The sequence below is a fragment of the Allomesorhizobium aridi genome (genome assembly GCF_043769475.1).
Lineage (GTDB): Bacteria > Pseudomonadota > Alphaproteobacteria > Rhizobiales > Rhizobiaceae > Allomesorhizobium.
Genome location: NZ_CP171729.1, coordinates 2,587,780 through 2,614,091 on the forward strand (window position 1 = coordinate 2,587,780; position 26,312 = coordinate 2,614,091).

21 protein-coding genes, 1 tRNA gene and 2 pseudogenes are annotated in these 26,312 nt (G+C 63.2%); 13 read left to right on the top strand and 11 right to left on the bottom strand.

Annotated features, from left to right (window positions below; all coding sequences use genetic code 11):
• Positions 1-43: 43 nt before the first annotated feature.
• The 8 genes from ACG873_RS14775 to ACG873_RS14810 all read left to right on the top strand — a co-directional run bounded on the left by ACG873_RS14775 (position 44) and on the right by ACG873_RS14810 (position 9,136).
• Complete coding sequence (locus tag ACG873_RS14775) at positions 44-1,252, top strand: polysaccharide biosynthesis/export family protein (RefSeq protein WP_394893524.1); 1,209 nt, start codon at positions 44-46, stop codon at positions 1,250-1,252.
• A gap of 81 nt (positions 1,253-1,333) precedes the next feature.
• The gene (locus ACG873_RS14780) at positions 1,334-2,599 is read left to right on the top strand and encodes an O-antigen ligase family protein (RefSeq protein ID WP_394892665.1); all 1,266 of its coding nucleotides are present in this window, start codon (positions 1,334-1,336) and stop codon (positions 2,597-2,599) included.
• Entirely contained in the window at positions 2,599-3,618 is a 1,020-nt protein-coding gene (locus tag ACG873_RS14785) for an acyltransferase family protein (RefSeq protein WP_394892666.1), read from the top strand. Before ACG873_RS14780 ends, ACG873_RS14785 begins: the two co-directional genes overlap by 1 nt.
• A 221-nt stretch (positions 3,619-3,839) precedes the next feature.
• On the top strand, positions 3,840-4,850 hold the full coding sequence (locus tag ACG873_RS14790) for an ATP-binding cassette domain-containing protein (RefSeq protein ID WP_394892667.1): 1,011 nt from the start codon (positions 3,840-3,842) through the stop codon (positions 4,848-4,850).
• A complete protein-coding gene (locus tag ACG873_RS14795) occupies positions 4,847-5,653 on the top strand; it encodes an ABC transporter permease (RefSeq protein ID WP_394892669.1) in 807 nt (268 codons plus the stop codon). The genes ACG873_RS14790 and ACG873_RS14795 overlap by 4 nt, the downstream gene beginning before the upstream one ends.
• 284 nt (positions 5,654-5,937) lie before the next feature.
• On the top strand, positions 5,938-7,206 hold the full coding sequence (locus tag ACG873_RS14800) for an ABC transporter substrate-binding protein (RefSeq protein WP_394892671.1): 1,269 nt from the start codon (positions 5,938-5,940) through the stop codon (positions 7,204-7,206).
• A 188-nt stretch (positions 7,207-7,394) separates the two neighbouring features.
• Complete coding sequence (locus ACG873_RS14805) at positions 7,395-8,309, top strand: carbohydrate ABC transporter permease (protein WP_394893525.1); 915 nt, start codon at positions 7,395-7,397, stop codon at positions 8,307-8,309.
• Positions 8,309-9,136 (top strand): carbohydrate ABC transporter permease, encoded by an 828-nt coding sequence (locus ACG873_RS14810; protein ID WP_394893527.1) that lies wholly within the window; start codon positions 8,309-8,311, stop codon positions 9,134-9,136. The genes ACG873_RS14805 and ACG873_RS14810 overlap by 1 nt, the downstream gene beginning before the upstream one ends.
• A gap of 62 nt (positions 9,137-9,198) precedes the next feature.
• Here ACG873_RS14810 and ACG873_RS14815 read toward each other — a convergent pair whose 3' ends face one another.
• The 3 genes and pseudogenes from ACG873_RS14815 to ACG873_RS14825 all read right to left on the bottom strand — a co-directional run.
• Positions 9,199-9,828 (bottom strand): transglutaminase-like cysteine peptidase, encoded by a 630-nt coding sequence (locus ACG873_RS14815; protein ID WP_394892673.1) that lies wholly within the window; start codon positions 9,826-9,828, stop codon positions 9,199-9,201.
• Between the two features lie 250 nt (positions 9,829-10,078).
• Positions 10,079-10,879, bottom strand: a complete 801-nt coding sequence (locus ACG873_RS14820) for a mandelate racemase/muconate lactonizing enzyme family protein (protein ID WP_394892674.1) — start codon at positions 10,877-10,879, stop codon at positions 10,079-10,081.
• Positions 10,846-11,103 (bottom strand): annotated as a pseudogene (locus ACG873_RS14825) (mandelate racemase/muconate lactonizing enzyme family protein); the annotation flags it as partial. The gene ACG873_RS14820 and the pseudogene ACG873_RS14825, both read right to left, overlap by 34 nt.
• A gap of 39 nt (positions 11,104-11,142) precedes the next feature.
• Here ACG873_RS14825 and ACG873_RS14830 point away from each other — a divergent pair.
• Complete coding sequence (locus tag ACG873_RS14830; RefSeq protein WP_394892676.1) at positions 11,143-12,753, top strand: aldolase/citrate lyase family protein; 1,611 nt, start codon at positions 11,143-11,145, stop codon at positions 12,751-12,753.
• Positions 12,754-12,847: 94 nt separating this feature from the next.
• Here the strand turns inward: ACG873_RS14830 and ACG873_RS14835 are convergent.
• The 4 genes and pseudogenes from ACG873_RS14835 to ACG873_RS14850 all read right to left on the bottom strand — a co-directional run bounded on the left by ACG873_RS14835 (position 12,848) and on the right by ACG873_RS14850 (position 17,471).
• Positions 12,848-13,850 (bottom strand): annotated as a pseudogene (locus ACG873_RS14835) (ABC transporter permease).
• A gap of 33 nt (positions 13,851-13,883) precedes the next feature.
• The gene (locus ACG873_RS14840) at positions 13,884-14,885 is read right to left on the bottom strand and encodes an ABC transporter permease (protein ID WP_394892678.1); all 1,002 of its coding nucleotides are present in this window, start codon (positions 14,883-14,885) and stop codon (positions 13,884-13,886) included.
• Positions 14,882-16,381 (bottom strand): sugar ABC transporter ATP-binding protein, encoded by a 1,500-nt coding sequence (locus ACG873_RS14845; protein ID WP_394892679.1) that lies wholly within the window; start codon positions 16,379-16,381, stop codon positions 14,882-14,884. Before ACG873_RS14845 ends, ACG873_RS14840 begins: the two co-directional genes overlap by 4 nt.
• Before the next feature lie 106 nt (positions 16,382-16,487).
• The gene (locus tag ACG873_RS14850) at positions 16,488-17,471 is read right to left on the bottom strand and encodes an ABC transporter substrate-binding protein (protein WP_394892680.1); all 984 of its coding nucleotides are present in this window, start codon (positions 17,469-17,471) and stop codon (positions 16,488-16,490) included.
• Between the two features lie 139 nt (positions 17,472-17,610).
• Between ACG873_RS14850 and ACG873_RS14855 the strand changes: the two genes are divergently transcribed.
• Together ACG873_RS14855 and ACG873_RS14860 are read left to right on the top strand one after the other, a co-directional pair.
• Complete coding sequence (locus tag ACG873_RS14855; RefSeq protein WP_394892682.1) at positions 17,611-18,711, top strand: LacI family DNA-binding transcriptional regulator; 1,101 nt, start codon at positions 17,611-17,613, stop codon at positions 18,709-18,711.
• Positions 18,708-19,544 carry a phytanoyl-CoA dioxygenase family protein gene (locus ACG873_RS14860; RefSeq protein WP_394892684.1) on the top strand — a complete coding sequence of 279 codons (837 nt, stop codon included), beginning with the start codon at positions 18,708-18,710 and terminating at the stop codon, positions 19,542-19,544. The genes ACG873_RS14855 and ACG873_RS14860 overlap by 4 nt, the downstream gene beginning before the upstream one ends.
• A gap of 116 nt (positions 19,545-19,660) precedes the next feature.
• On the opposite strand, the gene ACG873_RS14865 is transcribed toward ACG873_RS14860, so the two are convergent.
• A tRNA-Leu gene (locus ACG873_RS14865) sits at positions 19,661-19,745 on the bottom strand.
• Positions 19,746-19,937: 192 nt separating this feature from the next.
• Here ACG873_RS14865 and lipB point away from each other — a divergent pair.
• Together lipB and ggt are read left to right on the top strand one after the other, a co-directional pair.
• A complete protein-coding gene (gene lipB, locus ACG873_RS14870; RefSeq protein WP_394892685.1) occupies positions 19,938-20,681 on the top strand; it encodes a lipoyl(octanoyl) transferase LipB in 744 nt (247 codons plus the stop codon).
• 1 nt (position 20,682) lies between these two features.
• Positions 20,683-22,452, top strand: a complete 1,770-nt coding sequence (gene ggt, locus ACG873_RS14875) for a gamma-glutamyltransferase (RefSeq protein ID WP_394892687.1) — start codon at positions 20,683-20,685, stop codon at positions 22,450-22,452.
• A 279-nt stretch (positions 22,453-22,731) separates the two neighbouring features.
• Here the strand turns inward: ggt and ACG873_RS14880 are convergent, their stop codons facing one another.
• Genes ACG873_RS14880 through proS form a run of 3 tightly spaced genes read right to left on the bottom strand, consistent with a single transcriptional unit; the run spans position 22,732 to position 26,038 of the window.
• Positions 22,732-23,430: an ABC transporter ATP-binding protein gene (locus ACG873_RS14880; RefSeq protein ID WP_394892689.1), complete on the bottom strand. Its 699-nt coding sequence runs from the start codon at positions 23,428-23,430 to the stop codon at positions 22,732-22,734.
• Complete coding sequence (locus ACG873_RS14885; RefSeq protein WP_394892691.1) at positions 23,427-24,716, bottom strand: lipoprotein-releasing ABC transporter permease subunit; 1,290 nt, start codon at positions 24,714-24,716, stop codon at positions 23,427-23,429. The genes ACG873_RS14880 and ACG873_RS14885 overlap by 4 nt, the downstream gene beginning before the upstream one ends.
• On the bottom strand, positions 24,713-26,038 hold the full coding sequence (gene proS / locus ACG873_RS14890; RefSeq protein ID WP_394892693.1) for a proline--tRNA ligase: 1,326 nt from the start codon (positions 26,036-26,038) through the stop codon (positions 24,713-24,715). Before proS ends, ACG873_RS14885 begins: the two co-directional genes overlap by 4 nt.
• Between the last annotated feature and the right edge of the window lie 274 nt (positions 26,039-26,312).

Here is a 26,312-nt window from a genome sequence, read left to right on the forward strand (position 1 = left end):
CTGTTTCGCATCGTCCCCAATCGGACGTTTTTTTCTCGCCGGCATGACGGCATTCGCCGTGCTGGCGCCATTGACCGTGACAGCGGCGCAGGCCGAGGAATACCGGCTCGGCACCATGGACAAGCTCCGCATCCGGGTGGTCGAGTGGCAGACTGCCGAAGGCGCAGTTCGCGACTGGTCCATGATCAGCGGCGACTACACTGTCGGCCCTTCGGGCAACATATCGTTGCCGTTCGTCGGCGAAATGCCCGCCAATGGCAAGACCACGTCCGAGATCGCCACTGCGATCAGCGAGGAACTGCAGCAGAAATTCGGATTGCTCGACCGCCCCGATGCTTCGGTCGAGCTTGCCGAGTTCCGGCCGGTATTCATCTCCGGCGACGTGCAGACGCCCGGCGGATACCCCTACGCTCCCGACCTGACCGTGCTGAAGGCTGTCAGCCTGGCCGGCGGAATACGCCGGGCGTCGGATGCCGGGCTGCGCATTGAACGCGACTTCATCAACGCCCGGGGCAATTACGACGTGCTCCTCGCCCAACGGAATGGCCTTCTGGCCAAACGCGCGCGCCTGATCGCCGAGGCCAACGGCCAGGAGGAGATCGAGTTTCCCAAGGAACTCCAGGAAAGCGCCGAGGGCAAAAAGCAGATCGCCGACGAAACAGCATTCAAGGCTGCGCGAGAGAGGCAGTTGCGCGTCCAACTTTCCGCGCTCGAGGATCTGAAGTCGTTGCTCCAGAACGAGGTCGCCTCGCTGGAAAAGAAGATCGGCAGCCAGAACCGTCAGATAGAACTCTCGCGAGAGGAACTGAAGGGCATCGGCAACCTTGCCGACCGGGGGTTGGTGGTGAACGCCCGCGTGCTTTCCATAGAGCGCTCGATTGCCGAGCTGGAAGGCAAGGTGCTCGATATGGAAACGGCGTCGTTGCGCGCCAAGCAGGATATCAGCAGGGCCACTCAGGATGCGACGAACCTGCAAAATGATCGCGACACGGAGATCGCCCAGGAACGCCAGCAAGCCGAAACGGAAATCGAAGGACTGGACCTGAAGATCGCCATGTACAAGGACTTGATGGCCGAGGCGATGGCCCGGGATCCGCAGGCTGCGCTCAGCACCGGCGCGGCAGCCACTGTCAGCTTTTCCATTGTCAGGAAGACGGGGGAAGAGCCGACGGAAACGCCGGCCGACGAGAACACGCCGGTTCTGCCGGGGGACGTCATCAAGGTGGGCGTCGCGCCGGTTCCCGCCAATTAGAGATTTCATTCCGATGGAATCGGAATGGGATCTCAACTGCCGATTAGCCGCGGCGCACCCCCGTCACTACGGAAACAGGCCATGAAAATCGCCAAGGCAAGCCTTATCAGTCCGGATCACAATTTCTGGTACGGCTTCGTCGCGATTACGATTTCGGTCTTCGTGCTCGCCTATTCGGCCCGGTTCGGACAGGTATCGGTGCTTGCATATTATGCGCTGTGGCTGCCGCTCGTTCTGGTGGACTATCGCCACTCGTTGGGAAATTACGCCAGATTCTACTGGATTATGGCCTTCGGCGTCTTCGCCTGCATGTCGGTGTTCTGGTCAGCGGCTCCCGGCGTCACGGCACGCGCAGGCGTGCAATATATGTCCCATATCGTCTGCGCACTGATTGCAGCTCGGACCATGAACGTCAGGACAATGACACTCGGCATGCTGGCGGGCGTCTTCGTCGTCGTGCTTTATTCGCTAGCCTTTGGCCGCTACCACTACGACCCGCTGGACGGCAATTACAGCTTCGTGGGCGCCTTCTCCTCCAAGAACCAACTCGGCTTTTTCTCCTCGCTCGGCATCTATTTCGCCTTTGCCTGCCTTTTCATCCTTCGCGAGCGCGGGCTCGGGAGGCTTCTGGCCCTGTCGGGAGGAGGTTTGTCTGGCTATGCGCTGATCGCCTCGCAGTCGGCGACGTCGATTATAGCCACGGCCGCCACCTTGTCCGTCATGATGGGCTTAAGCCTCATTCTCCTGTTTGCACCGCGCACCAGAAAGGCGTTCCTGGCCGTCGGCCTTGTCCTCGCACTCTGCGTCGCGGTCATCGGACTTAACTTTGGCGGCATGGACCTGCTGCTCGGCGCCTTTGGCAAGGATGCTACACTGACGGGGCGGACTTACCTCTGGGCGGAAGGTCTTGCGGCGGCTGCGCAAACGCCGGTCGTCGGAGTCGGATATTACGGCTATTGGGTTCAGGGCTTTGCCGAGGCCGAGCGGCTCTGGGAAGAATTCTACATAGACTCTCGCACCGGTTTCCACTTCCACAACACTTACATAGAAGTGCTGGTGGAACTCGGCGTCGTCGGGCTTCTGCTGTTGAGCATCGTGATCGCGCGGGTTCCTGCCGGGCATCTGATCAGGCTTCTCAATGATCGCGACAATGCCGCCTCGCATGTGATGTTCGGCGTCACATTGATGCTTTTGGTGCGTTCCTTCTTCGAGGTCGACGTGATCCATCCATATGTGATCGGGTCGTTCCTCCTCTATTACGCGGCTGGCCTGCTTGCGGCGTCGAAGTCAGTGCGCCGCCCGGTCTTCCCCGCCGCCTATCGCGACCTGCGGGTGCGCCACGTCTGATGAACAAACTGTACGGCATCCAGTATTTGCGTGCTCTCGCGGCCCTTGCCGTGGTCGTTTTCCACGCGGCCGAGCGCACCGGCGGCCATTTCACCATCGGCGCGGCAGGCGTGGACGTGTTCTTCGTCATAAGCGGCTTCATCATGTGGATCATCTCACAGCGCAGGCCCACAACACCCGCCCGGTTTCTGCGCGACCGGCTGGAGCGCATCGGCCCGGTCTACTGGATGGCCACCGGCGTCATGGTGTCCGGCGCGCTCGCCGGCCTGTTCCCGAACATGAAGCTCACGCTCGGCCACGTACTCGGTTCCCTGTTCTTCATCCCCCACCGCTCGCCGAGCAACGGCGAAATCTGGCCGGTGCTGGTTCAAGGCTGGACGCTGAACTACGAAATGTTCTTCTACGCCATCTTTGCCGCTTCGCTGCTGCTGCCTTCGAGGATGAGACTGGCGACTTTGGCGACAATTTTTGTTTGTCTCGTCGCGGTTGGCTTTGTCCGTAGCAACGGAGGCCCGATCTTCGCGACCTATACCGACCCTATGATTCTGGAATTTCTGGCAGGCGCCCTGATCGGCAAGCTGTGGCTCGATGGAAGGATCCCCTCGCCGGCCATCGGCGCTGCCTTGGTCGCCGCGGCCCTTCTCGGCTTCGCCTTCGTCGGCGTGACCTATATCGGGTTTGGTCCGTTGACCTTCGGGCCCTTGGCCGCCGCGCTTGTGATCGGCGTACTCGCGCTGGAAAAGAGTGGCGCGGTTCGTCTTGTCAGGCCAGTCGTCTATCTCGGCGACAGTTCCTATTCAATCTATCTCTGGCACACCATGGCGGTTTCGGTCGTGGCCAAGCTCGCGCTATCGCTATCGATGCCCGCCGCGCCGGCAATGATCCTGGCAGTCGCTTCCGGTATCGCAGTCGGCATCGGCTCCTACGAACTCCTGGAAAAGCCCTTGGCCGCGGCCTTCAAAAATTTCCGCAGCCGGCGCAATGAAAAAGACGCCGCCAAGAAACTTGCATCCGCCTAAGGATGGCGTGGAATCTGGCTCCAGGTCTGGGGCCATGGGCTGACCCCGCCGACCTCCATCGGAATCTTGATCCGAGCATCGGCATCACCCCAACAACAATGCCTCGAAATGTCAGGAGACGCATTTCGGAAGCTGACCAATTCTGTCAAAACTGATATATGCGTCGGCTCGCCGCAGCCCCAGCGTGTGAAATTCCATCTTGCGACTGCCGGACGATCACCATGAACGATGTTTCTCCTGCCAGGAACCTGTCCTTTACCGAATTTGCGCCGCCGGCCATTTCTGCGCGCGGCCTGGTCAAGACATTCGGCGATCTGCGCGCAGTCGACGGCATCGATCTCGAAGTGCCGCGTGGCATGATCTTCGCCATCCTGGGTCCGAATGGCGCAGGCAAGACCACCCTGATGCGCATGCTCGCGACCCTCGCGCGCCCGGACGCCGGCTCCGCCACCGTGATGGGACATGATGTCGTGCAGGCTCCACACGATGTCCGCGCCGCCATCGCCATGACCGGGCAGTTCGCGTCGCTCGACGAGGATCTGACAGGCCGCGAGAACCTCGTCCTGCTAGCCCGCCTCTGGGGCTTTCGCGGTCGCGCAGCGAAGTCCCGGGCCGACGATTTGCTCGCGGCCTTCGGTCTGTCCGATGCAGCGACGAAGCAGGTGAAGGACTATTCGGGCGGCATGCGGCGGAGGCTCGACATCGCAGCCTCGCTAATCGTCACTCCGGGCGTCCTGTTCCTCGATGAACCCACCACCGGCCTCGATCCGAATGCCCGAAAGGACGTCTGGGGCATGATCCGGGGGCTCGCGGACTCCGGCGTCACAATCCTGCTGACCACGCAATATCTGGAAGAGGCGGATCAACTCGCCGCGCGCATCGCCGTTATCGACCATGGCAGGAAGATCGCCGAGGGCACGAGCCGCGAATTGAAGGCGGCGACCGGCATTGGCTTCCTCCATGTCGCGCTGGCCGATCGCTCGCGTCTGGACGAGGCTGCGGAGATCCTTGAACGGCGGTTGGAACATCCGGTCCAGCGCAGCACGGAGGGCGCGGAACTTTTCGTCATGGCCGGTACGGCCAAGGCGGCTAACGATGCCCTCGCCGCACTGGTTGCCGGCGGGATCGAACTGTCCGATTTCTCCATGGGCCAGCCGAGCCTGGATGAAGTCTTTTTCGCTTTAACGGGAAAGCCGGCCGCTGGGGACAGCCAGAAGGACGAAAAAGCATGAGCGACGCGACATCCTTGCAGCGGCTGCCCAAGGTTGCCCGGCCTGCCAGCCCGTCAGCGGTTTCGAATGCACTGGTCTTCGGCTGGCGCGCGGTGCTGAAATTCAAGCACGTGCCGGAGCAGCTCTTCGATCTGGTGATGACGCCGATCATGTTTACGCTGCTCTTCACCTTCGTCTTCGGTGGCGCGCTCGCCGGTTCGCCCGCCGAGTACCTGCAGTTCTTCCTGCCCGGCATCCTCGTCCAGACGGTGGTGTTCAACGCCGTCTATTCGGGAATGGGACTGTCGACCGACCTCGGCAAGGGCCTGTTCGACCGCTTCCGTTCTCTACCGATCTGGCCGCTTTCGCCATTCGCCGGCCTGATGGTCGGCGATATCTTGCGCCACTTGATAGCAGCGTCCATCATTCTCACCATCGGGCTTATTCTGGGCTACAGGCCCGAGGCAGGCATCCTCGGCGTGCTCGCCGCCTTCGCCATGCTTGTCGCCATCGGATTCGGCATGGGCTGGGTATTCATCGTGCTGGGCCTTTTGATCCGCACGCCGACCACGGTGATGACGCTCGGCTTCACGTTCCTGTTCCCGCTCGTCTTCGCCTCGAATATCATGGTCGACCCGGCGACCATGCCCGACTGGCTGCGCGCCTTCGTCGACGTCAATCCGGTGTCTCTGATGACTACGGCGCTGCGCGGGCTGATGGGTGGCGGCGCGAGCCTCGGCCAGATCCTGCTGGCGCTGATCGCGCCGGTGGCGCTGACCGCGATCCTGGCGCCGACGACGCTGTGGCTGTACCTCAGAAGGTAGACCGCCCAATCTGACGGTCGAAAGTGGTGGAAGCTGCCTGCATATCGGCACTTTCTCCAGTCCCTGAGCCGTCGGCGCCCACAACTCGGACTTGCTGCCGCTTCGGTGCACGAGAAGCCGGCAAGCTTGACTTGCAGCGTCATGATGGTGCTCCCTAAGCTTGCGGGTTCGATCGAGGGCCGCGGTGATCGCCAGCCGTTTATGCCAGTGGGCCTAAACGGAAGGCGCTTCAGGTCGGCGTTTCCTCCGCGCGACCTGAATGCTTGAAAGGGAGGTTCACCACCATGAAACTTCGTCACGCACTTCTTGCCTTCGCCGTCGGCACTGTTCTGGCGGCCGGCCCGGCGCATGCCGTCGATATGGCGATCGTGTCGGGCGACACCGGCAACGGCCTGCAAATTCTTCGCGAGATACTCGATCAATTCGAGGAGAACACCGGCAACAAGGTCACCATCGTTCCGATGCCGACCTCGACGACGGATCAGTTCGGCCAGTACAGGCTCTGGCTCGCCGCCCAGAACACCGACATCGACGTCTATCAGACGGATGTCATCTGGGCTCCGCAGCTTGCCAACCAGCTCCTCGACCTGACCGAGGCTACAAAAGACGTCGTCGGCGCCCATTTCCCGTCGATCATCGAATCACAGACCGTCGACGGCAGGCTAGTCGCCCTGCCGATCTTCACCGACGCGCCGGCGCTCTATTACCGCAAGGACCTGCTGGACAAATACGGCGCCAAGGTCCCGACCACCTGGGCGGAACTTGCCGACACCGCCAAGCTGGTCATGGATAAGGAGCGCGATGCCGGCAACCCCGACATGTGGGGCTTCGTCTTCCAGGGCAACGCCTATGAGGGGCTGACCTGCAACGCGCTCGAATGGGTGAAGTCGAATGGCGGCGGCCAGATCGTCGAGCCGGACGGCGCCATCTCCATCAACAACCCGCAAGCGGCGGCGGCGATCGAAACGGCCAAGAGTTGGGTGGGAACCATCGCGCCTCCCGGCGTCCTGGCCTATCAGGAGGAAGAGGCACGCGGCGTCTGGCAGAGCGGCAACGCGGTCTTCATGCGCAACTGGCCGTATGCCTATTCGCTCGGCAACGGCGGCGACTCTCCCATAAAAGGCAAGTTCGACGTGACCACGCTGCCGGCCGGGTCCGGAGAAGGCGCCCGCTCGGCCGCGACGCTTGGCGGCTGGAACCTCGCGGTCTCCAAATACTCAGAGAATCAGGAAGCGGCTATCGAACTGGTCAAATGGATCGCCTCGCCAGAGATGCAGAAGTATCGTGCGCTGAAGGGATCGAACCTTCCGACCATTCAGGCGCTCTACGACGATGCCGACATCGCCAGAGAGCAACCGATCATTCCACGCTGGAAGGACGCCTTCCTCAACGCAGTGCCGCGACCCTCGGCCCAAGTCAAGCTCAAGTACAATGAGGCGTCGAGTCAATTCTGGACCGCCGTGCACAAGACCATGTCCGGCGAGGGCACGGCGGCCGACAATTTTGCCGAACTCGAGGTCTCCCTGACCAAGCTCAAGGGCGCCGGCTGGTAGTCGCGCCGCGCCGGCGGGTCGCCCGCCGGCTTTTTTTTCACACTCGTCAAGTCGAGTGGATCACGGAATTGCCGCCGCCCCTTGCAAGGGCTGTCAGCGATTCGAGTGAGTGAATTAGCAGGTGTGCCATGGCGCAAGCCGGACTGACGCTTGAAATCGCTGTGCCGACTGCCGGCCGCTCGCAGCTGATGCGCCAGCGCGCGCGCTCGGCCTGGCTGTTCCTCGCCCCGATGCTGATCGTGCTCGCCGCCGTCGCCGGCTGGCCGCTGATGCGCACGATCTATTTTAGCTTCACCGACGCTTCGCTCGCCGACCTCGAGGCCAACCGATGGATCGGCTTCGCCAATTATTTCTCGGTCCTGCAACTGCCGAGCGGCCGGGTCATCTATGACGGCCTGCTCGTTGATCCCGTCTGGTGGCGCGCCGTCTGGAACACGGTGCGCTTCACGGTGATCTCGGTCACCTGCGAGACGATCCTCGGCATGATCGTCGCGCTGGTGCTCAACACCGAGTTTCGTGGCCGCGGCATCGTGCGCGCCGCCATCCTCGTTCCCTGGGCGATCCCGACGATCGTGTCGGCGAAAATGTGGCAGTGGATGCTCAATGACCAGTTCGGCATCCTCAACGACATCCTTCTCAGGCTCGGCCTGATCAGCACGAAGATTGCTTGGACCGCTAATGCCGACACCGCGATGGTCGCGGTGCTCATCGTCGATATCTGGAAGACGACGCCCTTCATGGCGCTGCTCATTCTCGCCGCCCTTCAGATGATCCCGACCGAAATCCACGAGGTGGCCAGGCTCGACGGCGCCAACCCCTGGCAGGTTTTCTGGAAGGTGACCCTGCCGCTCATTCGGCCGGCGCTGATGGTGGCCGTGATCTTCCGCGGCCTCGACGCTTTCCGAATCTTCGACCTGATCTACGTGCTCACCCCGAATAATGTGCAGACCAAGTCGATGTCGGTGTTCGCCCGCGAAAACCTGTTCGAGTTCGACAAGTTCGCCTACGGCTCGGCCGCGTCGACCCTGCTTTTCGTCATCCTCGGCTCGCTGACCATCCTCTTCATGTGGCTGGGCCGGGTAAAACTGGGCGGAGGCCGCTGATCATGTGGATCGTCAGGCGCGCGGCTTTCTATCTCCTTGTCGCGGTAATAGTCGTCGTTGCCGTCTTCCCGTTCTACTACGCCATCATCACCAGCCTGAAGTCGGGGACGGCGCTGTTCCAGATCGACTATTGGCCGAGGACGTTCACGCTTCGCAACTACGTGACCGTTTTCACCGAGGGAACGTTTCCGCGCAACCTCCTGAACTCGCTCGTCATCTCGACCGCCGTCGTCGTCATCTCGCTGTTTCTCGGCGTCACCGCCGCCTACGCGCTCGCGCGCATCCGCTTCCGCGGCCGCTCGCTTCTGCTCGTCACGATCCTGTCCGTCTCGATGTTCCCGCCATTGGCCGTGCTTGCCGGCCTTTTCGAGCTGATCCGGACCCTTGGCCTCTACAACTCGCCATTCGCGCTGATCTTCTCCTACATGATCTTCACGCTGCCGTTCACCGTCTGGGTGCTCACCACCTTCGTTCGCGACCTGCCCATCGAGATCGAGGAGGCGGCGATCATCGACGGCGCGACGCCCTGGATCATCATCACGCGCGTCTTCCTGCCGCTGATGGGACCGGCGCTGGTGACCACCGGGCTGCTCGCCTTCATCGGCGCGTGGAACGAATTCCTCTTCGCCCTCACCTTCACCTCCAACAACGAGCAGCGCACCGTGCCGGTCGCCATCGCGCTGCTCTCGGGCAGCTCGCAGTTCGAGGTCCCGTGGGGCAACATCATGGCTGCCTCGGTGATCGTCACCGTGCCGCTGGTCATTCTCGTGCTGGTCTTCCAGCGCAGAATCGTCCCCGGCCTCACCGCGGGCGGGGTGAAGGGCTAAAGGCGATGAAAGCGTAGGTTGCTCCGCCAGCTTACCGCTCTGGCGAAACGGCGCTTAGGCACCTAGTTGACTGAGCTTACCAGAACGTCTCTGCCGTCCAGGATCGAAACCCAGCGCCCTGTGTATCGCGCTGACTGGCGTTTCATGAAACGATATCCCGTCTGCGTCCACGGCTTCACGTCGTTGTTCAGATTGTCGAGAACAAGATCGCCCTCATTCGTCCTGACGGTCAGAACGGCATGTCCTTCGCCGTCTTTCAGTCTGACAACTGTGATCAACAGGTTCGAAAACGGAATGCCATGCGCGTGAAGCGTTTTCCGTTTGAGCAGCACATAGTCCTCGCAGTCGCCTGTGCCGCTGTCAGGATACGCCCAGAATTCCTTTTTACTGTATGCCTGGTCGTCGCTGATCGCCTTGACCGTCTTGTTGACGGCCGTGTTGACGCTGACGAGCAACATCTGCATCGCGTCCGACATCTGCACCGGATCGCGTGGACCGGACCAGATCCTGCATTCCGAACCCATCCGTTGGCAGAATTGGTAGTGGCCGATCGGCGGCGATGTTCGCCTGCCAATCAGCATCATTCCCGGCACGTCGTTGTCAGCTGTCGCCTGCCCTGCTGACATTCCAGCCACTGCAAAAGCCGCAAGAATCCCAGCACGAATCCATATTCGCGTTGCAAAGAAGCCCATTACCCCACCCAAGTCACGTATTTTTTCACCCGTTTACCATCCGTTAACGACCTTTGGGAAGCCCGGCTAAATAACGGATTCGTGAATTTGGACGTGACCGAGAGATATGCTGATGAAAGACCGGTTCGCGCCTTCGGCAATTTCGCCGAGCTTTCCGAATACGAGGTCAATACGCGCGCGCCGATTTTCAGGAAAAAGCGCCCGCCCCACGCGCCTATCATTCGCATCGCGCGACAAGTTCGACCGCAGTTCAATCGAACAGATGGTCGGGCGAGATGCCGATGCCCGCCGTGTCGGGAAGTTTGATCTCGCAATCCGTGACCTTCAGGATGGTTCCGGCAAGATCCTCGCGCAGCGCGTTCGGGTTAGTGTCGATCTCCAGCATTCCCCCGCCACCTGCGGCGGCGAGCAGATGCGCCGATGTGAGAAGTCCGATGCCGCCGCCGAGGAAATGCGGGCAATAGACGAGCCCTCTGGCGGCGGCCTCCCGGGCGACCGCGATGCAGCCCGAAACGCCGCCCCACTTGGCGACGTCGGGCTGGACATAGCCGATTGCCCCGCTGGCCGTCATGGCGTCGTAGCCGGCGCGCGTGTCGATATTCTCGCCGGCGGCGAGCGGGACGGGAGAGCGTCTGGCGACCCGAAGCCACTCCTCGATCGGCCGATCGGCGCGCAGCGGCTCCTCGATCCAGCCGAGGCCGAAATGCGCATATTCCTCGGCTCGATCGACCGCTTCCGCCGCGTCCCAACCCTGATTGGCGTCGATCATGAGCGCAGCCTCTTCGCCCATCGCCGCCCGGAACGCCTTGAGCGCGCGCAAGTCCACGTCGCGGCCGAATCCGACCTTGAGCTTGAAAGCCCCGTGGCCTCGGGCCGCGGCCGAACGAGCAACCGCGCCGGGATCTTCCAGTCCGATTCCGCTGGCGTAGGCCCTGATCCTCCCGTCGCCTTGGGGGTGAGAAGGCGATAAAGCGGAAGCACCGCGCGACGTGCAGCAAGGTCCCAGACCGCGGCGTCGAGGCCGGCTGCAACTTGGCGCAACGGCCCCCATTCGCCGCTCTGAAGCGCGAGCACATGCAGCCGTTCCATCAGAAGATCATAGACCGATCCCGTTTCTATAGCGCCAAGCGCTACAAGCGCGGGACCGACGACCTCCTCGGCCAGGCGCTGACGGTGCTCCGCCGCGACGGTCGGGAAATTGCACCAGATCTCTCCGTAGCCGCTGATGCCGGCGGCATCGGTTATACGCAGGAACACCGCAGGCCGATCCTTCATCGAGCCGAACGAAGTTCTGACAGGAATGGGGTCTGGGCAATGAGCGGGAACCCGGTTGCAGCCGAAGCGCTGGGCTTTGCCGGATACGATTTCGTCGTGCTCGACATGGAACACGGTCCCAACGACGTGCCGCGTATCCTGACGCTGCTCCAGGCGATGGCCGGTACGCCGGCCTCATCGGTCGTCCGGTTGCCGTGGAACGATTTCGTGATCGTGAAGCAGCTTCTCGACTGCGGCGCCCAGACGCTGACGTTCCCTTATGTCCAGAACGCCGAAGAGGCGCGGCGCGCCGTGGCCGCGACCCGCTATCCCGCTGAAGGCGTTCGCGGCGTCGCCGGCATGAGCCGGGCGACCCGCTATGGCAGCGTGCCGGACTACTTCCGCGACGCGGCCAGGGAGATTTGCGTCGTGCGGCAACTCGAAACCGTCGAGGCGGTCGCGAACCTTCCTGAAATCGCCGCGGTGCCCGGTGTGGACTGCATCTTCATCGGCCCCAGCGACCTGTCAGCAAGCCTCGGTCTGATCGGCAAGACCGACCACCCGGATGTCCAGAAGGCGCTGGCTTCAGCGGCAAAGGAATGCAGGCGTGCTGGCAAGCCTTGCGGAATCCTGGCGACGAATGCGGCCCGCGCCGCCGATTACCTGGACTATGGCTACGACTGGGTCGCGGTCGGCTCGGATCTCGGGCTGATGATGGCGGCGGCGCGAAAAGACTTGAGCGTGCTTAGGCAAACCGGTGAGCCGATGCATATTCTGACGCCCGAGGCGATTCCGGTCGGGGAAACGAAGGCGGTGCTGGGGGAAAGCGCCTTCTGGTCCGCGGAAGACGACGCACTGCTTTGGGTCGATATCCTCGGCAAGAAGGCTTTCCGGACGCGACCCGACAGCGGGCGGAGCGAGAAATGGAGTTTTCCGGAGCAAACCGCTCTCGTGCAGCCGGCCGACGACGGCACGTGGCTCGTCGGCCAGGAGAAGGGCATCGTGCGCCTCGATCCTGCCACCGGGCGGACGGAAGATTTTCTCGCGATCGAAGCGGATGATCCGACCACACGGACAAATGACGCCGGCTGCGACCGTCAGGGCCGCCTTTTCGTCGGCACGATGCGTAGTCCCGATTTTGGTTTGGAGCCCGTCGGCTCGCTCTACCGGATCGCCGGCCGCGGCCTAGCGGAAACGGTCGACACTGGCCTCACCATCCCGAACGGCATCGCCTTCAGCCCCGAAGGCGACATCGTCTACTGGGCCGATACCTACATGACCAATCGCCAGATCTGGCGCGCCCGCTACGACGCGGCGACCGGGCGCGTTCACGAAAAGCAGCCGTTCGCACAACTGCCGGAAGCGCTTGGCCGTCCGGACGGAGCCACTGTCGATGCAGACGGCTGTTACTGGGTCGCGGCGGTCTGGGGCTGGCAATTGCTGCGCTACACGCCTCACGGCGAACTGGATCTGGCTGTGCATCTTCCGGTCCAGCGGCCTTCGAAGCTGGCCTTCGGAGGGCCGGACCTGAAGACCATCTACGTCACCTCGATCAGCGATGGGCTGAGCGCGGATGCTCCGCAGACCCAGCCGCTTGCCGGTCGCCTGCTGGCGATCAACCTCGGGATTCAAGGATTGCCCGCGGTCCGTTTTCACCTTGCCTGGACGTGAGACGAATTCGCAATCGTATCGCCGAGGACGTCAGGGCTTCCCTGGTTCAGACTCCTTCGCGAGATGGCAAAAAGTCCGGCCCACGGAACCTGGACTAGGCGTTGACGCGGGTGCCGGCGAGCTTCGCCTGCAGGATTACCACTGCGAGCAGGAACAGCCCGCGTATGACCGACTGCCAATAGGCGGAGAGCGAAATCCAGCCGAGCCCGTTCTCGAAATTCAGTATGTTGAACACCATCGCCAAAAGCAGCGCACCGGCAAGCGTCGCACCGATCGAGCCGACACCGCCGGTCAGAAGCGTGCCGCCGACGACCACCGAAGCAATGGCGAAGAGTTCCCAGCCGACACCTTCGGTCGGCTGGCCGGCGCCGAATTGGGAGGCGAGAATGACACCAGCCATGCCGGCCAAAAAGCCCGAGGCGAGATAGACGCCCATCAACGTGCGCTCGACCTTGAGGCCCATCAGCTTGGCGGTGGCCTCGCCGTCGCCGATCGCAAGGATGCGGCGGCCGACCGGCAGGCGGCTCGAGCGCGATCCAGCCGATCACATACATCAGCAGCGCGATCCAGGCGGGGATCGGGAAGCCGAGGAAATCGTCCTGGCCGATGATCGTGAAGCCGGTGTCGTAGGAGACCGAAACCGACTGGTTGCCTGCCAGAAGCAGCCCTGTGCCGTAGGCCGCCAGCATGGCAGCGAGGGTGGCGATGAAGGGCTGTATCCTCAGCCTGGTGATGACAATCCCGTTGATCAACCCGACGGCGAGGCCGGCAGCCAGCCCGCCTCCGAGGCCCGCCGCCCAGTGATAGGGCGAGAGCAGCGCCGCGACGACGCTGGACATTGCGGCGGTTGCGCCGACCGACAGGTCGATGCCGCCGGTCATGATGACCAGCGCCATTCCGAGCGCAATCAGCGCGAACATGGAGTTGTAGCGCAGGAAGGATAGCGCGTTGTAGGACGACAGGAAATTGTCGTAGCGGATGCCTCCGAAGATGATGAGCGCGAAAAGTGCGGCGACCACACCGAGCCGCGCCAGGTCGATGTTGGAGCGTGGCGCGAACGGACCGAGGAAGGCGAGGCGGGAGACGACGGTGTTCATGAGTAGAGTCCGAAAAGGTACAGCGCCATCGATCTACCCCTTATCAGCGCGCTGCTGGATATACACGGCGGCAACGATCAGCGCCGCCTTGACGACAAGCGCGGCGGCATCGGGCACCCCATTGGCGAGCAGCGTGTAGCGAACCATCTGGATGACGCAGGCGCCGAGAAGCGTGCCCAGAATGTTGGCGCGGCCGCCTGTCAGAAGCGTGCCGCCGACTGCGACGGCGGCGATGGCGTCGAGTTCCATGCCAAGCCCGACGAGGTTCGCGTCGCTCGCCGAATTGCGGGCGACGACGATCAGCCCGGCGATGCCTGCCAGCGCGCCGCTGATGACATAGACCAGCCGCTTGACGCGCTTGGCAGGAATGCCGGCGAGACGCGCGGCCTTCTCGTTGCCGCCCACCGCGATGATCTGGCGGCCAAGCCCGGTGCGGCGGATGAGGAAGAAGGCCGCGGCCACCACGACGGCCATGATGATGACCTGTGCCGGGATGCCGAAGACGCGGCCGAGCGCGATGAACTGGAACTCCGGGTTCTTGAACACCTGGAGATTGCCGTTGGTCATGACCTGGGCGATGCCGCGCCCGGCGATGAACAGCACCAGCGTCGCTACGATCGGCTGGATCGAATAGCGCGTAATCAGCATGCCGTTGAACCAGCCGAACGCCGCCGCGACGACCGCCGGAACGGTCAGCGCCAGCGCGACCGCCAGCGCCGGGTTGGGGATAGGCACGATGGAGCCCAAAAAGATCATCGGCGCGAGCGCGCCAGATATCGCCATCAGCGAGCCGACCGAGAGGTCGATGCCACCGGTGGCGATGACCAGCGTCATGCCGACCGCGACGATGACGATGGTCGCGACCTGGGTAAGATTGACGTTGAGCGTCTGCCACGACAGGAAATTGGGCGTGACGGCGATGTTGAAGGCGATCAGAGCCAGGAACGCCGCCAGCGTTCCGTAGCGGCTGAGCCAGACCAGCCGGCTCTTTCGCGTGCTCGCCTGGGCAGGGCCTGCCGTGTCGATGCTGGTCATGCCGCCTCTTCGCCCTGGTGGGCCATGGCGGTCATCAGTCGCTCTTCGCTCAATTCACCGGCCGGCAGGTGGGCGACCGAGCGGCCGTCGCTGAGCACGGTGACGTGGTCGGCCGCCGCGATCAGTTCCTCCAGCTCCGAAGAGATCATCAGGACGCTCAAGCCCTGATCGGCGAGGCCGCGCAGGAGCTTCAGGATCTCGGCCTTGGCGCCGACATCGATGCCGCGCGTCGGCTCGTCGACGATCAGAAGTCGCGGGTCCATGCACAGCCAGCGGGCGAGCAACACCTTCTGCTGATTGCCGCCGGAAAGCTCGCGGATCGGCTGCTCGGGCGAGGCGCATTTGACGCCGAGCGCTTCGATATAGCGATCGACGACCTTCTGCTGTGCTGCGTAGTCGACAACGCCCGATTTCAGGAGGCGCGGCAGGAGCGCCAGCGTCAAATTCTCGCGCACGCTCATTTCGGGGATGATGCCTTCGACCTTGCGGTCTTCCGAGACGAAGCCGATGCCGTCGGCGATAGCATCGGCCGGCTCGGAATAATTCTTCTCGACGCCGGCGATCTTCACCGAACCGCCGTCGCGGCGGTCGGCGGCGTAGATCAGCCGCGCGGTCTCGGTGCGGCCCGAGCCGAGCAGGCCGGCAAGCCCAGCGATCTCGCCGCGGCCGATGTTCAAGGAAACGTCGCGCACGCGCAGGCCGGACGAAAGCCCGCTGGCCTCGACCAGCGTCGGACCATCCGCTTCGGTGCGGTTGCGCTGGCTGGCTGTGAAGGCGGTCAGCTCCTTGCCGAGCATGGCGCGCACCAGCTCGATCTTGGAAATATCCCTCATGGCGCTGACGGCGACCGTGCGGCCGTCGCGCATGATGGTGACGCGGTCGCACACGGCATAGAGTTCGTCGAGCCGGTGGCTGATGAACAGGGTCGCCACGCCGTCGGCCTTGAGCGTTCGGATGGTCTGGAACAGCACCGCAACCTCGCGCTCGTCGAGCGAGGAGGTTGGCTCGTCCATGATGACAAGGCGAGCATTCTGGGTGACGCCGCGCGCGATCGCCACCATCTGCCGGGTCGCTGCGCCGAAATCCTCGAGCGGGCGGCCGACGTCGATGTCGAGATTGAAGCGCCGGAGCACGGCGTGAGCTTCCGCGCGCATGCGGCGTCGGTCGATCATGCCGAAGCGCAACGGCTCGCGGGCGAGGAAGATGTTCTCGGCGACCGAGCGGTTCGGCGCAAGGTTGATCTCCTGGTAGATCGTGGCAATGCCGGCGGCCTGCGAGGCGGCCGGCGAAGAGAAATCAACGGCGTTGCCCCGGAAGAGTATCTGGCCGGCATCGCGCGAATAGGCGCCCGTCAGGATCTTGATCAGCGTCGATTTGCCGGCGCCGTTCTGGCCGACCAGCGCCATCACCTCGCCGACCTCGATGTCGAGCGAAGCGGAGGTCAGCACCCTGACCCCCGAAAAGCTCTTGTCGACGCCTTTCATGGATAAAAGCAAAGGCGGCTCCTCCCGCATCGATACTGCGCCCGCGCCGCATCGTTTTCAATCGGCGCAAAAAAGCGGAACCGGCCGGAATGCCCGGCCGGCCCCGCCCGGGAGAACCTCAGTAGGCGTTCGCCACTTCGTCCTTGGCGTTGGACGGATCGTAGAAGGCGTCGATGTTCTTCACCCACGGCTCGATCGCCTCGCCGGCGGCATAACGCGCCATGGTTTCGAATGCCTTCGGGCCGAAGCGCGGATTGCATTCGACGACTGCCGCGATCTTGCCGTCGACCACCGCCTGCACGGCTTCCTTGCCGCCGTCGATGGAGAGCACCAGCACATCCTTGCCTGGCACTTTGCCGGCCGCCTCCAGCGCCGCGATGGCGCCCATCGCCATCTCGTCATTGTGGGCGTAGATCACATTGGCGTCGGGGTGCGCCTGGAGCAGCGCCTCGGCCACCTGGCGACCCTTGTCGCGGGCGAAGTCGCCGGTCTGCGAAGCGACGATCTCGAAGCCGGCCATGCCGGCCAGCGCCTCGTCGAAGCCTTTCTTGCGGTCGTTGGCGGGCGACGATCCGGTAGTGCCTTCGAGCTCAATGATCTTGGCGCCGTCGGGCTTGTTCTTGACCAGCCATTCGGCCATGCGCTTGCCTTCGTCGATGAAGTCGGAGCCGATGAAGGTGATGTAGTCCTCGCCGGCCTTGGCGAGCGACTGGTCGACATTGCGGTCGAGCAGGATGACCGGGATGCCAGCCTTCTTGGCGGCCATGACGGCGGGGATCAGCGGCTTTTCCTCGCGCGGGGCGAGGAAGATCAGGTCGACGCCCTGGGCGATCATGGAATTGACATCGGCGACCTGCTTGGCGGCCGAGCCGGCGGCATCGGTATAGACCAGCTGGAAGCCGAGTTCCTTGGCCTTGGCCTGCATGCTCTCGGTCTGGGCAATACGCCACGGATTGTTGGATTCGGTCTGAGCGAAGCCGACCTTGTAGGTGTCTTTCTTCGCCAGCACCGGCAGGTCGGCGAAAGCGATGCCTGCTGTGAGGCCGACGGCGCCGAGCGCGCTTGCGGCAAGCAAAATTGTACGGCGGGTAATGCTCGTCATGGCGTTTCCTTCTCCCTAACGCCCGGCTTCTGAATGGCCGGATGGAAGCAACGAATTTGCTTCACATTCTGAAATCTTGCGCTAATAATATTAGCAGTCAAGCGGTATTTTATGACTTTTGTTGCGGCCGAGGTGGCGAATGGCGGAAGGTAGCGGCGCGGACGAATCGCGGACCGACAAGAGGCGCGGCAGGCCGACGATGACGGACGTCGCCCGCATTGCCGGCGTGTCGCAGTCCAGCGTCTCGCTGGTGCTCAACGAGATGACGGGGTCGCGGATTTCGGCCGAAACCCAAACTCGCGTGATCGAGGCGGCGCGCCAGATCGGCTATACGCTGCCGGCGATCCGGCGCGAGGTCTCCCCGGCAAGCGAGCGCAGGACCATCGCCTATCTGGTCGACGAAATATCGACCAGCCCGCATCCGGTGGTCAATCTCGACGGCGCCCGCGACTTCGCCTTCGAGCAGGACCTTCTCGTCGCAGCCCACGTCACCCGCTCCAACCCGGAGTTGGAGGCCGCCACGATCGCCGCGATCAAGCGCGACCGCTCGGTGATCGGCGTCATCTATTCGACCATCTTCACTCGGCGCGTGACGCTGCCGAAATCGCTCGAAGACGTCCCGACCGTGCTGCTCAACTGCTACTCGGAGCCGCGCAAGCATTTGTCGATCGTGCCGGGCGAGGTCGCCGGCGGCTTTACCGCAACAAGGCACCTGACAGAGCTCGGCCACCGGCGCATCGGTTTCATCAATGGCGAGCCGTGGATGGACGCCTCCGCCGACCGACTGAAGGGCTATCGCCAAGCGCTCGCCACCGCCGATATCGGCTTCGACGAAACCCTTCTGCGCAACGGCGACTGGTTGCCGCTTTCCGGCTACCAACTCACCTTCGAACTGCTGGCGATGCAGGATTCTCCGACCGCTATCCTGTGCGGCAACGATCTGATGGCTATCGGCGCGCTGGAGGCGGCAAGCGAACTCGGCCTCGCGGTGCCCGGCGATCTATCGATCATGGGTTATGACGACCAGGAACTCGCCCGCTATACGCATCCGCCGCTCTCGACCCTGGTGCTGCCCAATTACGAGATGGGCCAGCGCGCGGCTGAGGCGCTGATCGACCTAGCCGTCCATGGCAAGACGCTCAGGTCCATGACCATCAAGATCGACGGCCCGCTCGTGCAGCGGGCGTCGACCGGGCCGGTGCGGTCGAGCCAGCGGATTATCAGGGAGGTGCGAGGATGAATTTGAACATGCAGGTGCAGGACCGGATTGACGTCGCCGGCGATCTCGAAACCCTGCTGCGCGACGGCATCGTCGGGCGCAAGGGCGCCTTCTCGCGGGCGTGGGCCGAGGCCATGCGCGAGGACATGATGACCGCCTTCTGGGACGCGATCCAGCGGCCTGGTGGAGCCGTTGGCCGCGGGCCGCGCCGCTGGTATGTCGAGATACATCCGGAGCAGTTCGGCGGCTTCGTCGAACTCACCATGCATCCCTGGATCGTGGCGATGTGTGAAGCGACACTCGGCCGGGACTATCAGATCGTCGAGATTGGCTTCGACACGCCGTTCCAGGGCGCGAAATACCAGCCATGGCACCGCGATTTTCCCTCGCCGGCCGACACCTATCGGGACCGCCGCATCACCTCGCTCGCATTCAACCTGACCGGTGTCGATGTGACGCCCGACATGGGGCCGTTCGAGATCGCGCCGGGCACGCAATATGTCGACGGGCGGGAATGGAAGCACGAAATGTTTCCGCCAAGCGAAATCTGGCCGCAATTCGCCGAGCGAGGAGTGCGCAAATACCCGGAAATGGGCGATGTCTCGTGTCGCTCGGCGCTCACCGTCCATCGCGGAACTGCCCATCCTTCGCCGGTCGCCCGCCCGGTTCTGGTGCTCGGTGTAGATGCGCCCGGCGCGGGCCACGCTGCCTTGCACGACATGATGGTGACGCAGAAATACTACGACGCGTTGCCGACGCCGGTGCGCGACCATCTCGTCTGCCGCGTGGTCGACGAACTCGTTCCGGTTACCCAGAAGCACGATATCGAGGGGCTGGTCATGGGTAGCGATTAGAGCATCGACAGAGATGGCTGCAAACCGGCGACAAGCTTGTTCAGTCGATGCAAATAGAAAAAGGCGGCTAGGCCGCCTTTTCGCTTTAGATACAAACGTCTTAGCCGATTTGTGAATGGTGCGGTCGAGAAGACTCGAACTTCCACGGGTTGCCCCACAGCGACCTCAACGCTGCGCGTCTACCAATTCCGCCACGACCGCACGTCACGAAAGAACCGGTCGGAACCGGCCAGCGGCATTTAGCAAATCGTTTCCGGCGAAACAAGTGCGCCAGCCGCTTTATTCGGCTCAAGTTCACGCCGTGCGAAACAGTGCGCCTGATGTCTCTGGCCCACAACAAAACTGGACCTTTTCAGCGCTTGCCGCCATATGATGGAGCCTAGCGAGAACCTGATGCCAGAACGCAGCCAGATAGCCGGATCGTTCCTGCCCGCGCCCGGTTCGGCGCCGGTCGAATGGCGAATCGAGCCCGGCCTGACCGGATACGAGGAGGCGCTTGCGGTGATGGAAGCCCGCGCCGCCGCTATCCGCGACGGCACGGAGGGCGAATTGATCTGGCTGGTCGAACATCCCCCGCTCTACACGGCCGGAACCTCGGCCCGCGTCGAGGATCTCGTCGAACCCGACCGCTTTCCGGTGTTCAATGCCGGCCGTGGCGGCGAATACACCTATCACGGCCCCGGCCAGAGGGTCGCCTATGTCATGCTCGACCTTAAACGGCGACGCGAAGACGTGCGCGCCTTCGTCGCCGCGCTGGAGGATTGGATCATCGTTGCGCTGGCGGCATTCAACGTGCGCGGCGAACGTCGTGAGGACCGCGTCGGCGTCTGGGTGGTGCGGCCGGACCGGCCGCCCATGCCGGACGGATCGGCGGCCGAGGAGAAGATCGCCGCGATCGGCATCCGGCTGCGGCGCTGGGTCAGCTTTCACGGCATCGCCATCAATGTCGAACCCGATCTTTCGCATTTTACCGGCATCGTGCCTTGCGGCGTGGCCGACCATGGCGTGACCAGCCTGGTCGATCTCGGCCTGCCGGTGACGATGACCGACCTCGACCTGGCATTGAAGTCCGCCTTCGTCGAGGTGTTCGGGCCGGTTCTTGACGTTGCGGGGGCGCAGCACAGAAGGAGCGCATGACATGAACGGAGGAGTTTTCGGGAGCGGCGCCTTATGGCGCGCGCTAGCCCTGACCTTACTGCTAGCCGGGCCGGCCTCAGCGCAGCAGGCGGCCGACACGGTTGCGCCGGAGGCAAAGACCGCGGTCGAATTGAAGCCGGCCGTTCAGGCCAAGCGCCAGATGGTTGTCGCCGCCAACCCGCTGGCCGCCGAGGCAGGGCTCGAAGTACTGCGTGCCGGCGGCAACGCGGCCGATGCGCTCGTGGCGGTGCAGACGGTGCTAGGCCTCGTCGAGCCGCAATCCTCCGGCATGGGCGGCGGCGCTTTCCTCGTCTGGTATGATGGCAAGACCGGCGAACTCACCACCTTCGACGGCCGCGAGACCGCTCCCGCCGCGGCGACGCCGGATCTCTTCCTGGGTGAAGACGGCCAGCCACTCGAATTCATGGACGCCGTGGTCGGCGGCCGCTCGGTCGGCGTTCCCGGCGTACCACGGCTGCTCGAAACCGTCCACCGGCGCTTCGGTACGCGCCCCTGGCAGTCGCTGTTCGAACCGGCGATCAAGCACGCCGAAGAGGGTTTCGCGATCTCCCCTCGCCTTGCAGCCCTCGTCGCCAATGAAGGCGAGAAACTCGACGAGGATCCCGGCGCACGCGCCTATTTCTTCGCGGCAGACGGTTCGCCTCTGCCCGCCGGGCACATGCTGCGCAATCCGGATTATGCCGCAACGCTGAGGGCCGTGGCGGCGGATGGGGCCGACGCCTTCTACAACGGCCCTATCGCGGCGAAGATCGTCGAGACGGTCCGTTCGCATCCGACCAATCCCGGCCGCCTGACGCTGGACGACATGGCCGTCTACAAGGTCAAGGAGAGGCCGGCTGTCTGTGCGCCCTATCGCGGCCACGAAGTCTGCGGCATGGGACCGCCCTCCTCCGGCGCGATGGCCGTCGGCCAGATACTGGGCCTGCTCGAGCCCTTCGACATCGCCACATTGGGCAAGGATGATCCGGAAGCCTGGCGGCTGATCGGCGACGCCACCCGCCTCGCCTTCGCCGACCGCGGCCGTTACGTCGCCGACAGCGATTTCGTCTCGATGCCCGAGGGCCTGCTCGATACGACATATCTCAAGGCGCGATCCGAATTGCTCCGCCGCCCGACCGCGCTGGGCGAGGATGAAGCCAAGGCCGGCGAACCAGCCTGGCAGAAGGCCGAGTTCCGCATCGACGGCGTCTCCTTTGAAATGCCCTCGACGTCGCATTTCGTGATCGTCGATGCGGCCGGCAATATCGCCTCGATGACCACGACCATCGAGAACGGCTTCGGTGCGCGGCTGATGACGGGCGGCTTCCTGCTCAACAACGAGCTTACCGACTTCTCCTTCGCGCCCGTCGAGGACGGCGACAACGTCGCCAACCGCGTCGAGCCCGGCAAGCGGCCGCGCTCGTCGATGTCGCCGACCATCGTGCTCAAGGACGGCAAGCCGGTCTTCGCAATCGGCTCGCCGGGCGGATCGAGCATCATCTCCTATGTCGCCACCACGCTGATCGGGCTGATCGACTGGAAGATGGACATGCAGGCTGCAATCTCCATGCCGCATCTCGTCAACAGGTTCGGTCCCTACGATCTCGAAAAGGGAACTGCTGCCGAAGGCTTGGCCGCCGATCTCGAGGCGCTGGGCTACAAGGTCGCCGTGAAGGACCTGAATTCCGGCCTGCACGGCGTCGCCATCCAGCCATCAGGGTTGACCGGCGGAGCCGATCCGCGCCGCGAAGGCGTCGCCCTCGGCGATTGAGCGCCGGAGCAACACGCGGCGGCGACCCGGCAGTCGCCGCCGAGAACCGACAATTTCAGAGCGCGCCGATCCATACGGCCATCGAAACCAGAAATGTGCTCATGCAAACCAGCGAGACCACGTCTTGAACCAGATCGGTCATGATTTCCCTCCTGTTTTCTGTATGTTCGTACTTTGTTCCCCTTTCATTCAAATGTCAAACGCTTGCGCGCGCCCGGAACGCGCAAGGGTAAATGAAAGGTGAAAGGCAGTAGGGCCCGCTGCCGCGCGGCAGAACCGTCAGAGAGGAACGACTTTGCCCTCGTCGAGGGTGACGCGCCGGTCCATGCGCCGCGCAAGCTCGTGATTGTGCGTGGCGATCAGTGCGGCTAGCCCGGACTGGCGGACAAGCGCCGCCAGTGCCTCGAACACATAGGACGCAGTCACCGGGTCGAGATTGCCGGTCGGCTCATCGGCGAGCAGCACCAGCGGGGCATTGGCCACGGCGCGGGCGATCGCCACGCGCTGTTGCTCGCCGCCCGACAGTTCCGACGGGCGGTGGTGGCCGCGATTGCCGATCTGCATGTAGTCGAGCAGCTGGTTGGCCCTCTCGCTCGCTTCCGACGCCGGCAGTCCTTTAACCAGCTGCGGCATCATGATGTTTTCGAGCGCCGAGAATTCCGGCAGCAGATGATGGAACTGGTAGACGAAGCCGATGTCATTGCGGCGGATGGCTGTCCGGTCGTCGTCCGAGAGGCGGCCGCAGGCCCTGCCGGAGAGGATGACGTCGCCTGCGTCTGGGCGCTCCAGAAGGCCTGCCGTGTGCAGCAGCGTCGACTTGCCGGTGCCCGACGGGGCGACCAGCGCCACCATCTCGCCGCGCTTCAGCGAAAAATCCACGCCGTTCAAAATGGTGAGCTTCCGCGGGCCTTGCACATAGTGCCGCTCGACGCTTTTCAGCTCGATGATGATGTCGCCGGAGCGATTGCCGCTTGTCATTCGTAACGCAACGCCTCGACGGGATCGAGCTTGGCCGCGCGCCATGCCGGAAACAGCGTCGCCAGGAACGACAGCACCAGCGCCATCAATATGACGGACAGCGTCTCGCCCGGATCCATCTTGGCCGGCAGCTTGCTCAGGAAATAGAGCTCGGGATTGAACAGCACCGTACCCGACATCCAGGAAAAGAGCTGGCGGATCGATTCGACGTTGAGACAGATGACGATGCCGAGGATAACGCCGGCGATCGTGCCGGTGACGCCGATCGCCGCCCCCGTCATCAGAAAAATGCGCATCACCGCACCGCGCGACGCGCCCATCGTGCGCAGTATGGCGATGTCATGGCTCTTGTCCTTCACCAGCATGATGAGGCCGGAAATGATGTTCAGCGCCGCGACCAGAACGATCAGCGTCAGGATCATGAACATGACATTGCGCTCGACCTGAAGCGCCGAGAAGAAGGTCTGGTTGCGCTGGCGCCAATCGGACAGGAATATCTGCCGCTGGGCTGCCGCCTCGACCGGCTCCTTGAGCGCGTCGACGTCGTCGGGATTATCCACGAATATCTCGATCGACTGGGCGCGGCCCTCCATGTTGAAGTAGAGCTGCGCCTCGGCAAGCGGCATGAAGATGATCGACGCATCGTATTCCGACATGCCGACTTCGAATATCGCGGTGACGGGGTAGGCTTTCACACGCGGCGTGGTGCCGAACGGCGTCACATCGCCATCGGGCGAAACCAGCGTGATGGAATCGCCGAGCGCCAACCCGAGATTGTCTGCCATGCGCTGGCCGATCGCCACGCCCTCGCTGGTGTCGAAGCCGACGATTGAGCCTTGTCGGATATTGTTGGCCACCAGGGTGACCTTGCCCAGATCCTCGCCGCGTATGCCGCGCACCAGCGCGCCGGTTCCAGGTCCGGCGTCGCCCGACGACAGCACCTGCCCGTCGATCAGCGGGATAGCGTATTTGACACCCGGCACACCGTTGATACGGCCCGCCACCTCCGCATAATCCTCGAGCGGCATGTCGACCGGCTGGACAATCAGGTGGCCATTGATGCCGAGGATGCGGGTCAGGAGTTCGGCGCGAAAGCCGTTCATGACCGCCATGACGATGATCAGCGTCGCGACGCCCAGCATGATGCCGACGAAGGAGATCGAGGCGATGACCGAGATCACCGTCTCCTTGCGCTTCGAGCGCAAATAGCGCCAGGCGACCATGCGCTCGAACGGCGAGAACGGTCCGGCGCCGGTTGGCCTTGCTGTCGCGACCGTCTCGCTCATGCAGCGCCGAACCTTTTCGCCGCTGCTTCGATCGGCAGCGTTTCGCGTTCGCCGGTGCGGCGGTTCTTGACCTCGATCTCGCCGGCGGCAACGCCGCGCGGTCCGACGATCAACTGCCAGGGCAGCCCGATGAGATCGGCGGTGGCAAACTTGCCGCCGGGCCGCTGGTCGGTGTCGTCGTAGAGCACGTCCTTGCCGGCAGAGGTCAGCTTCCGGTAGAGTTCTTCGCAGACCCGGTCGCATTCGCCGTCGCCGGCCTTCATGTTGATGATGCCGACATCGAACGGCGCGACAGATTCCGGCCAGATGATGCCGTTCTCGTCATGACTGGCCTCTATGATTGCCGCGATCAGCCGCGTCGGTCCGATGCCGTAGGAGCCCATTGAGACGAAATGGTCCTTGCCGTCGGGGCCGGCCACGCGCGCATCCATAGGCTTCGAGTACTTGTCGCCGAAGTGGAAGATATGGCCGACCTCGATACCCCGCGCCGAAAGCCGATCGCCCTCGGCGATCTTGTCCCATGCAGCCTCGTCATGCATTTCGTCAGTCGCGGCATAGGGCGTTGTCCAGTCGCGCACGATACCGGCGATCTCGCTGTCATTCTCAAAATCCGTCGCCTCGCCAGGCACCGGCAGTTCAAGGAAATCGCGGTGGCAAAAGACCTGGCTTTCGCCGGTGTCAGCGAGGATGATGAATTCGTGGCTGAGATCGCCGCCTATCGGGCCGGTGTCGGCGCGCATCGGAATCGCCTTCAGACCCATGCGGGTGAAAGTGCGCAGATAGGATACGAACATTCGGTTGTAGGCAGCCTTCGCGCCTTCGAAATCGAGATCGAAGGTGTAAGCGTCCTTCATAAGGAATTCTCTGCTGCGCATCACGCCGAAGCGCGGCCGCACCTCGTCGCGGAATTTCCACTGTATGTGGTAGAGGTTCAGCGGCAGGTCCTTGTAGGATTTGACGTAGGAGCGGAAGATCTCCGTTACCATTTCCTCGTTGGTCGGGCCGAACAGCATGTCGCGCTCGTGCCTGTCCTTGATGCGCAACATCTCCTTGCCGTAATCCTCGTAGCGTCCGCTTTCGCGCCACAGATCGGCCGACTGAATTGTCGGCATCAGGATTTCGAGCGCGCCGGCGCGATCCTGTTCCTCGCGGATGATGCGGCAGACCTTGTCCAGCACCTTCTTGCCAAGCGGCAGCCACGAAAAACTGCCTGCCCCCTGCTGCCGGATCATGCCGGCGCGCAGCATCAGCCTGTGCGAAACGATCTCCGCTTCGCGCGGGTTTTCTTTGAGGATGGGCAGGAAATAGCGCGACAGCCGCATGAGGGTTCCGTGAGGTGAAGAATGGCGCCGGAATCGGCGGCAAGGCCGGTGCTTGCACGCGCTTCATAGCCATTTCATGGCCGGATGGAAACCCGCGCGCGGAAGCCAGCCACGGCGCTGTGCGTTTTGCAAGCATGCCCTGCCGAACTATTGTGCAGTGCAGCACATCAAGCGCTGTTTCAGCGCAATATTTCTAGTGACATTTTGTTGCAGGTTGGTCTAATGTGCCTCGATAACCGAGAGGGCAGAGCAAAATCTGCCTTCCTACGCGGTC

Bases quoted from the DNA above. Each gene is read 5' to 3' on its own strand.
- ggt (WP_394892687.1), top strand. From the start codon at position 20,683: ATGAACGGAGGAGTTTTCGGGAGCGGCGCCTTATGGCGCGCGCTAGCC.
- ACG873_RS14785 (WP_394892666.1), top strand. From the start codon at position 2,599: ATGAACAAACTGTACGGCATCCAGTATTTGCGTGCTCTCGCGGCCCTT.
- ACG873_RS14800 (WP_394892671.1), top strand. From the start codon at position 5,938: ATGAAACTTCGTCACGCACTTCTTGCCTTCGCCGTCGGCACTGTTCTG.
- ACG873_RS14885 (WP_394892691.1), bottom strand. From the start codon at position 24,716: ATGAGCGAGACGGTCGCGACAGCAAGGCCAACCGGCGCCGGACCGTTC.
- ACG873_RS14850 (WP_394892680.1), bottom strand. From the start codon at position 17,471: ATGACGAGCATTACCCGCCGTACAATTTTGCTTGCCGCAAGCGCGCTC.
- ACG873_RS14815 (WP_394892673.1), bottom strand. From the start codon at position 9,828: ATGGGCTTCTTTGCAACGCGAATATGGATTCGTGCTGGGATTCTTGCG.
- ACG873_RS14820 (WP_394892674.1), bottom strand. From the start codon at position 10,879: ATGGGGGCCGTTGCGCCAAGTTGCAGCCGGCCTCGACGCCGCGGTCTG.
- ACG873_RS14880 (WP_394892689.1), bottom strand. From the start codon at position 23,430: ATGACAAGCGGCAATCGCTCCGGCGACATCATCATCGAGCTGAAAAGC.
- ACG873_RS14795 (WP_394892669.1), top strand. From the start codon at position 4,847: ATGAGCGACGCGACATCCTTGCAGCGGCTGCCCAAGGTTGCCCGGCCT.
- ACG873_RS14830 (WP_394892676.1), top strand. From the start codon at position 11,143: ATGAGCGGGAACCCGGTTGCAGCCGAAGCGCTGGGCTTTGCCGGATAC.
- ACG873_RS14790 (WP_394892667.1), top strand. From the start codon at position 3,840: ATGAACGATGTTTCTCCTGCCAGGAACCTGTCCTTTACCGAATTTGCG.
- ACG873_RS14780 (WP_394892665.1), top strand. From the start codon at position 1,334: ATGAAAATCGCCAAGGCAAGCCTTATCAGTCCGGATCACAATTTCTGG.
- lipB (WP_394892685.1), top strand. From the start codon at position 19,938: ATGCCAGAACGCAGCCAGATAGCCGGATCGTTCCTGCCCGCGCCCGGT.
- ACG873_RS14855 (WP_394892682.1), top strand. From the start codon at position 17,611: ATGGCGGAAGGTAGCGGCGCGGACGAATCGCGGACCGACAAGAGGCGC.
- ACG873_RS14775 (WP_394893524.1), top strand. From the start codon at position 44: ATGACGGCATTCGCCGTGCTGGCGCCATTGACCGTGACAGCGGCGCAG.
- ACG873_RS14840 (WP_394892678.1), bottom strand. From the start codon at position 14,885: ATGACCAGCATCGACACGGCAGGCCCTGCCCAGGCGAGCACGCGAAAG.
- ACG873_RS14805 (WP_394893525.1), top strand. From the start codon at position 7,395: ATGCGCCAGCGCGCGCGCTCGGCCTGGCTGTTCCTCGCCCCGATGCTG.
- ACG873_RS14860 (WP_394892684.1), top strand. From the start codon at position 18,708: ATGAATTTGAACATGCAGGTGCAGGACCGGATTGACGTCGCCGGCGAT.
- proS (WP_394892693.1), bottom strand. From the start codon at position 26,038: ATGCGGCTGTCGCGCTATTTCCTGCCCATCCTCAAAGAAAACCCGCGC.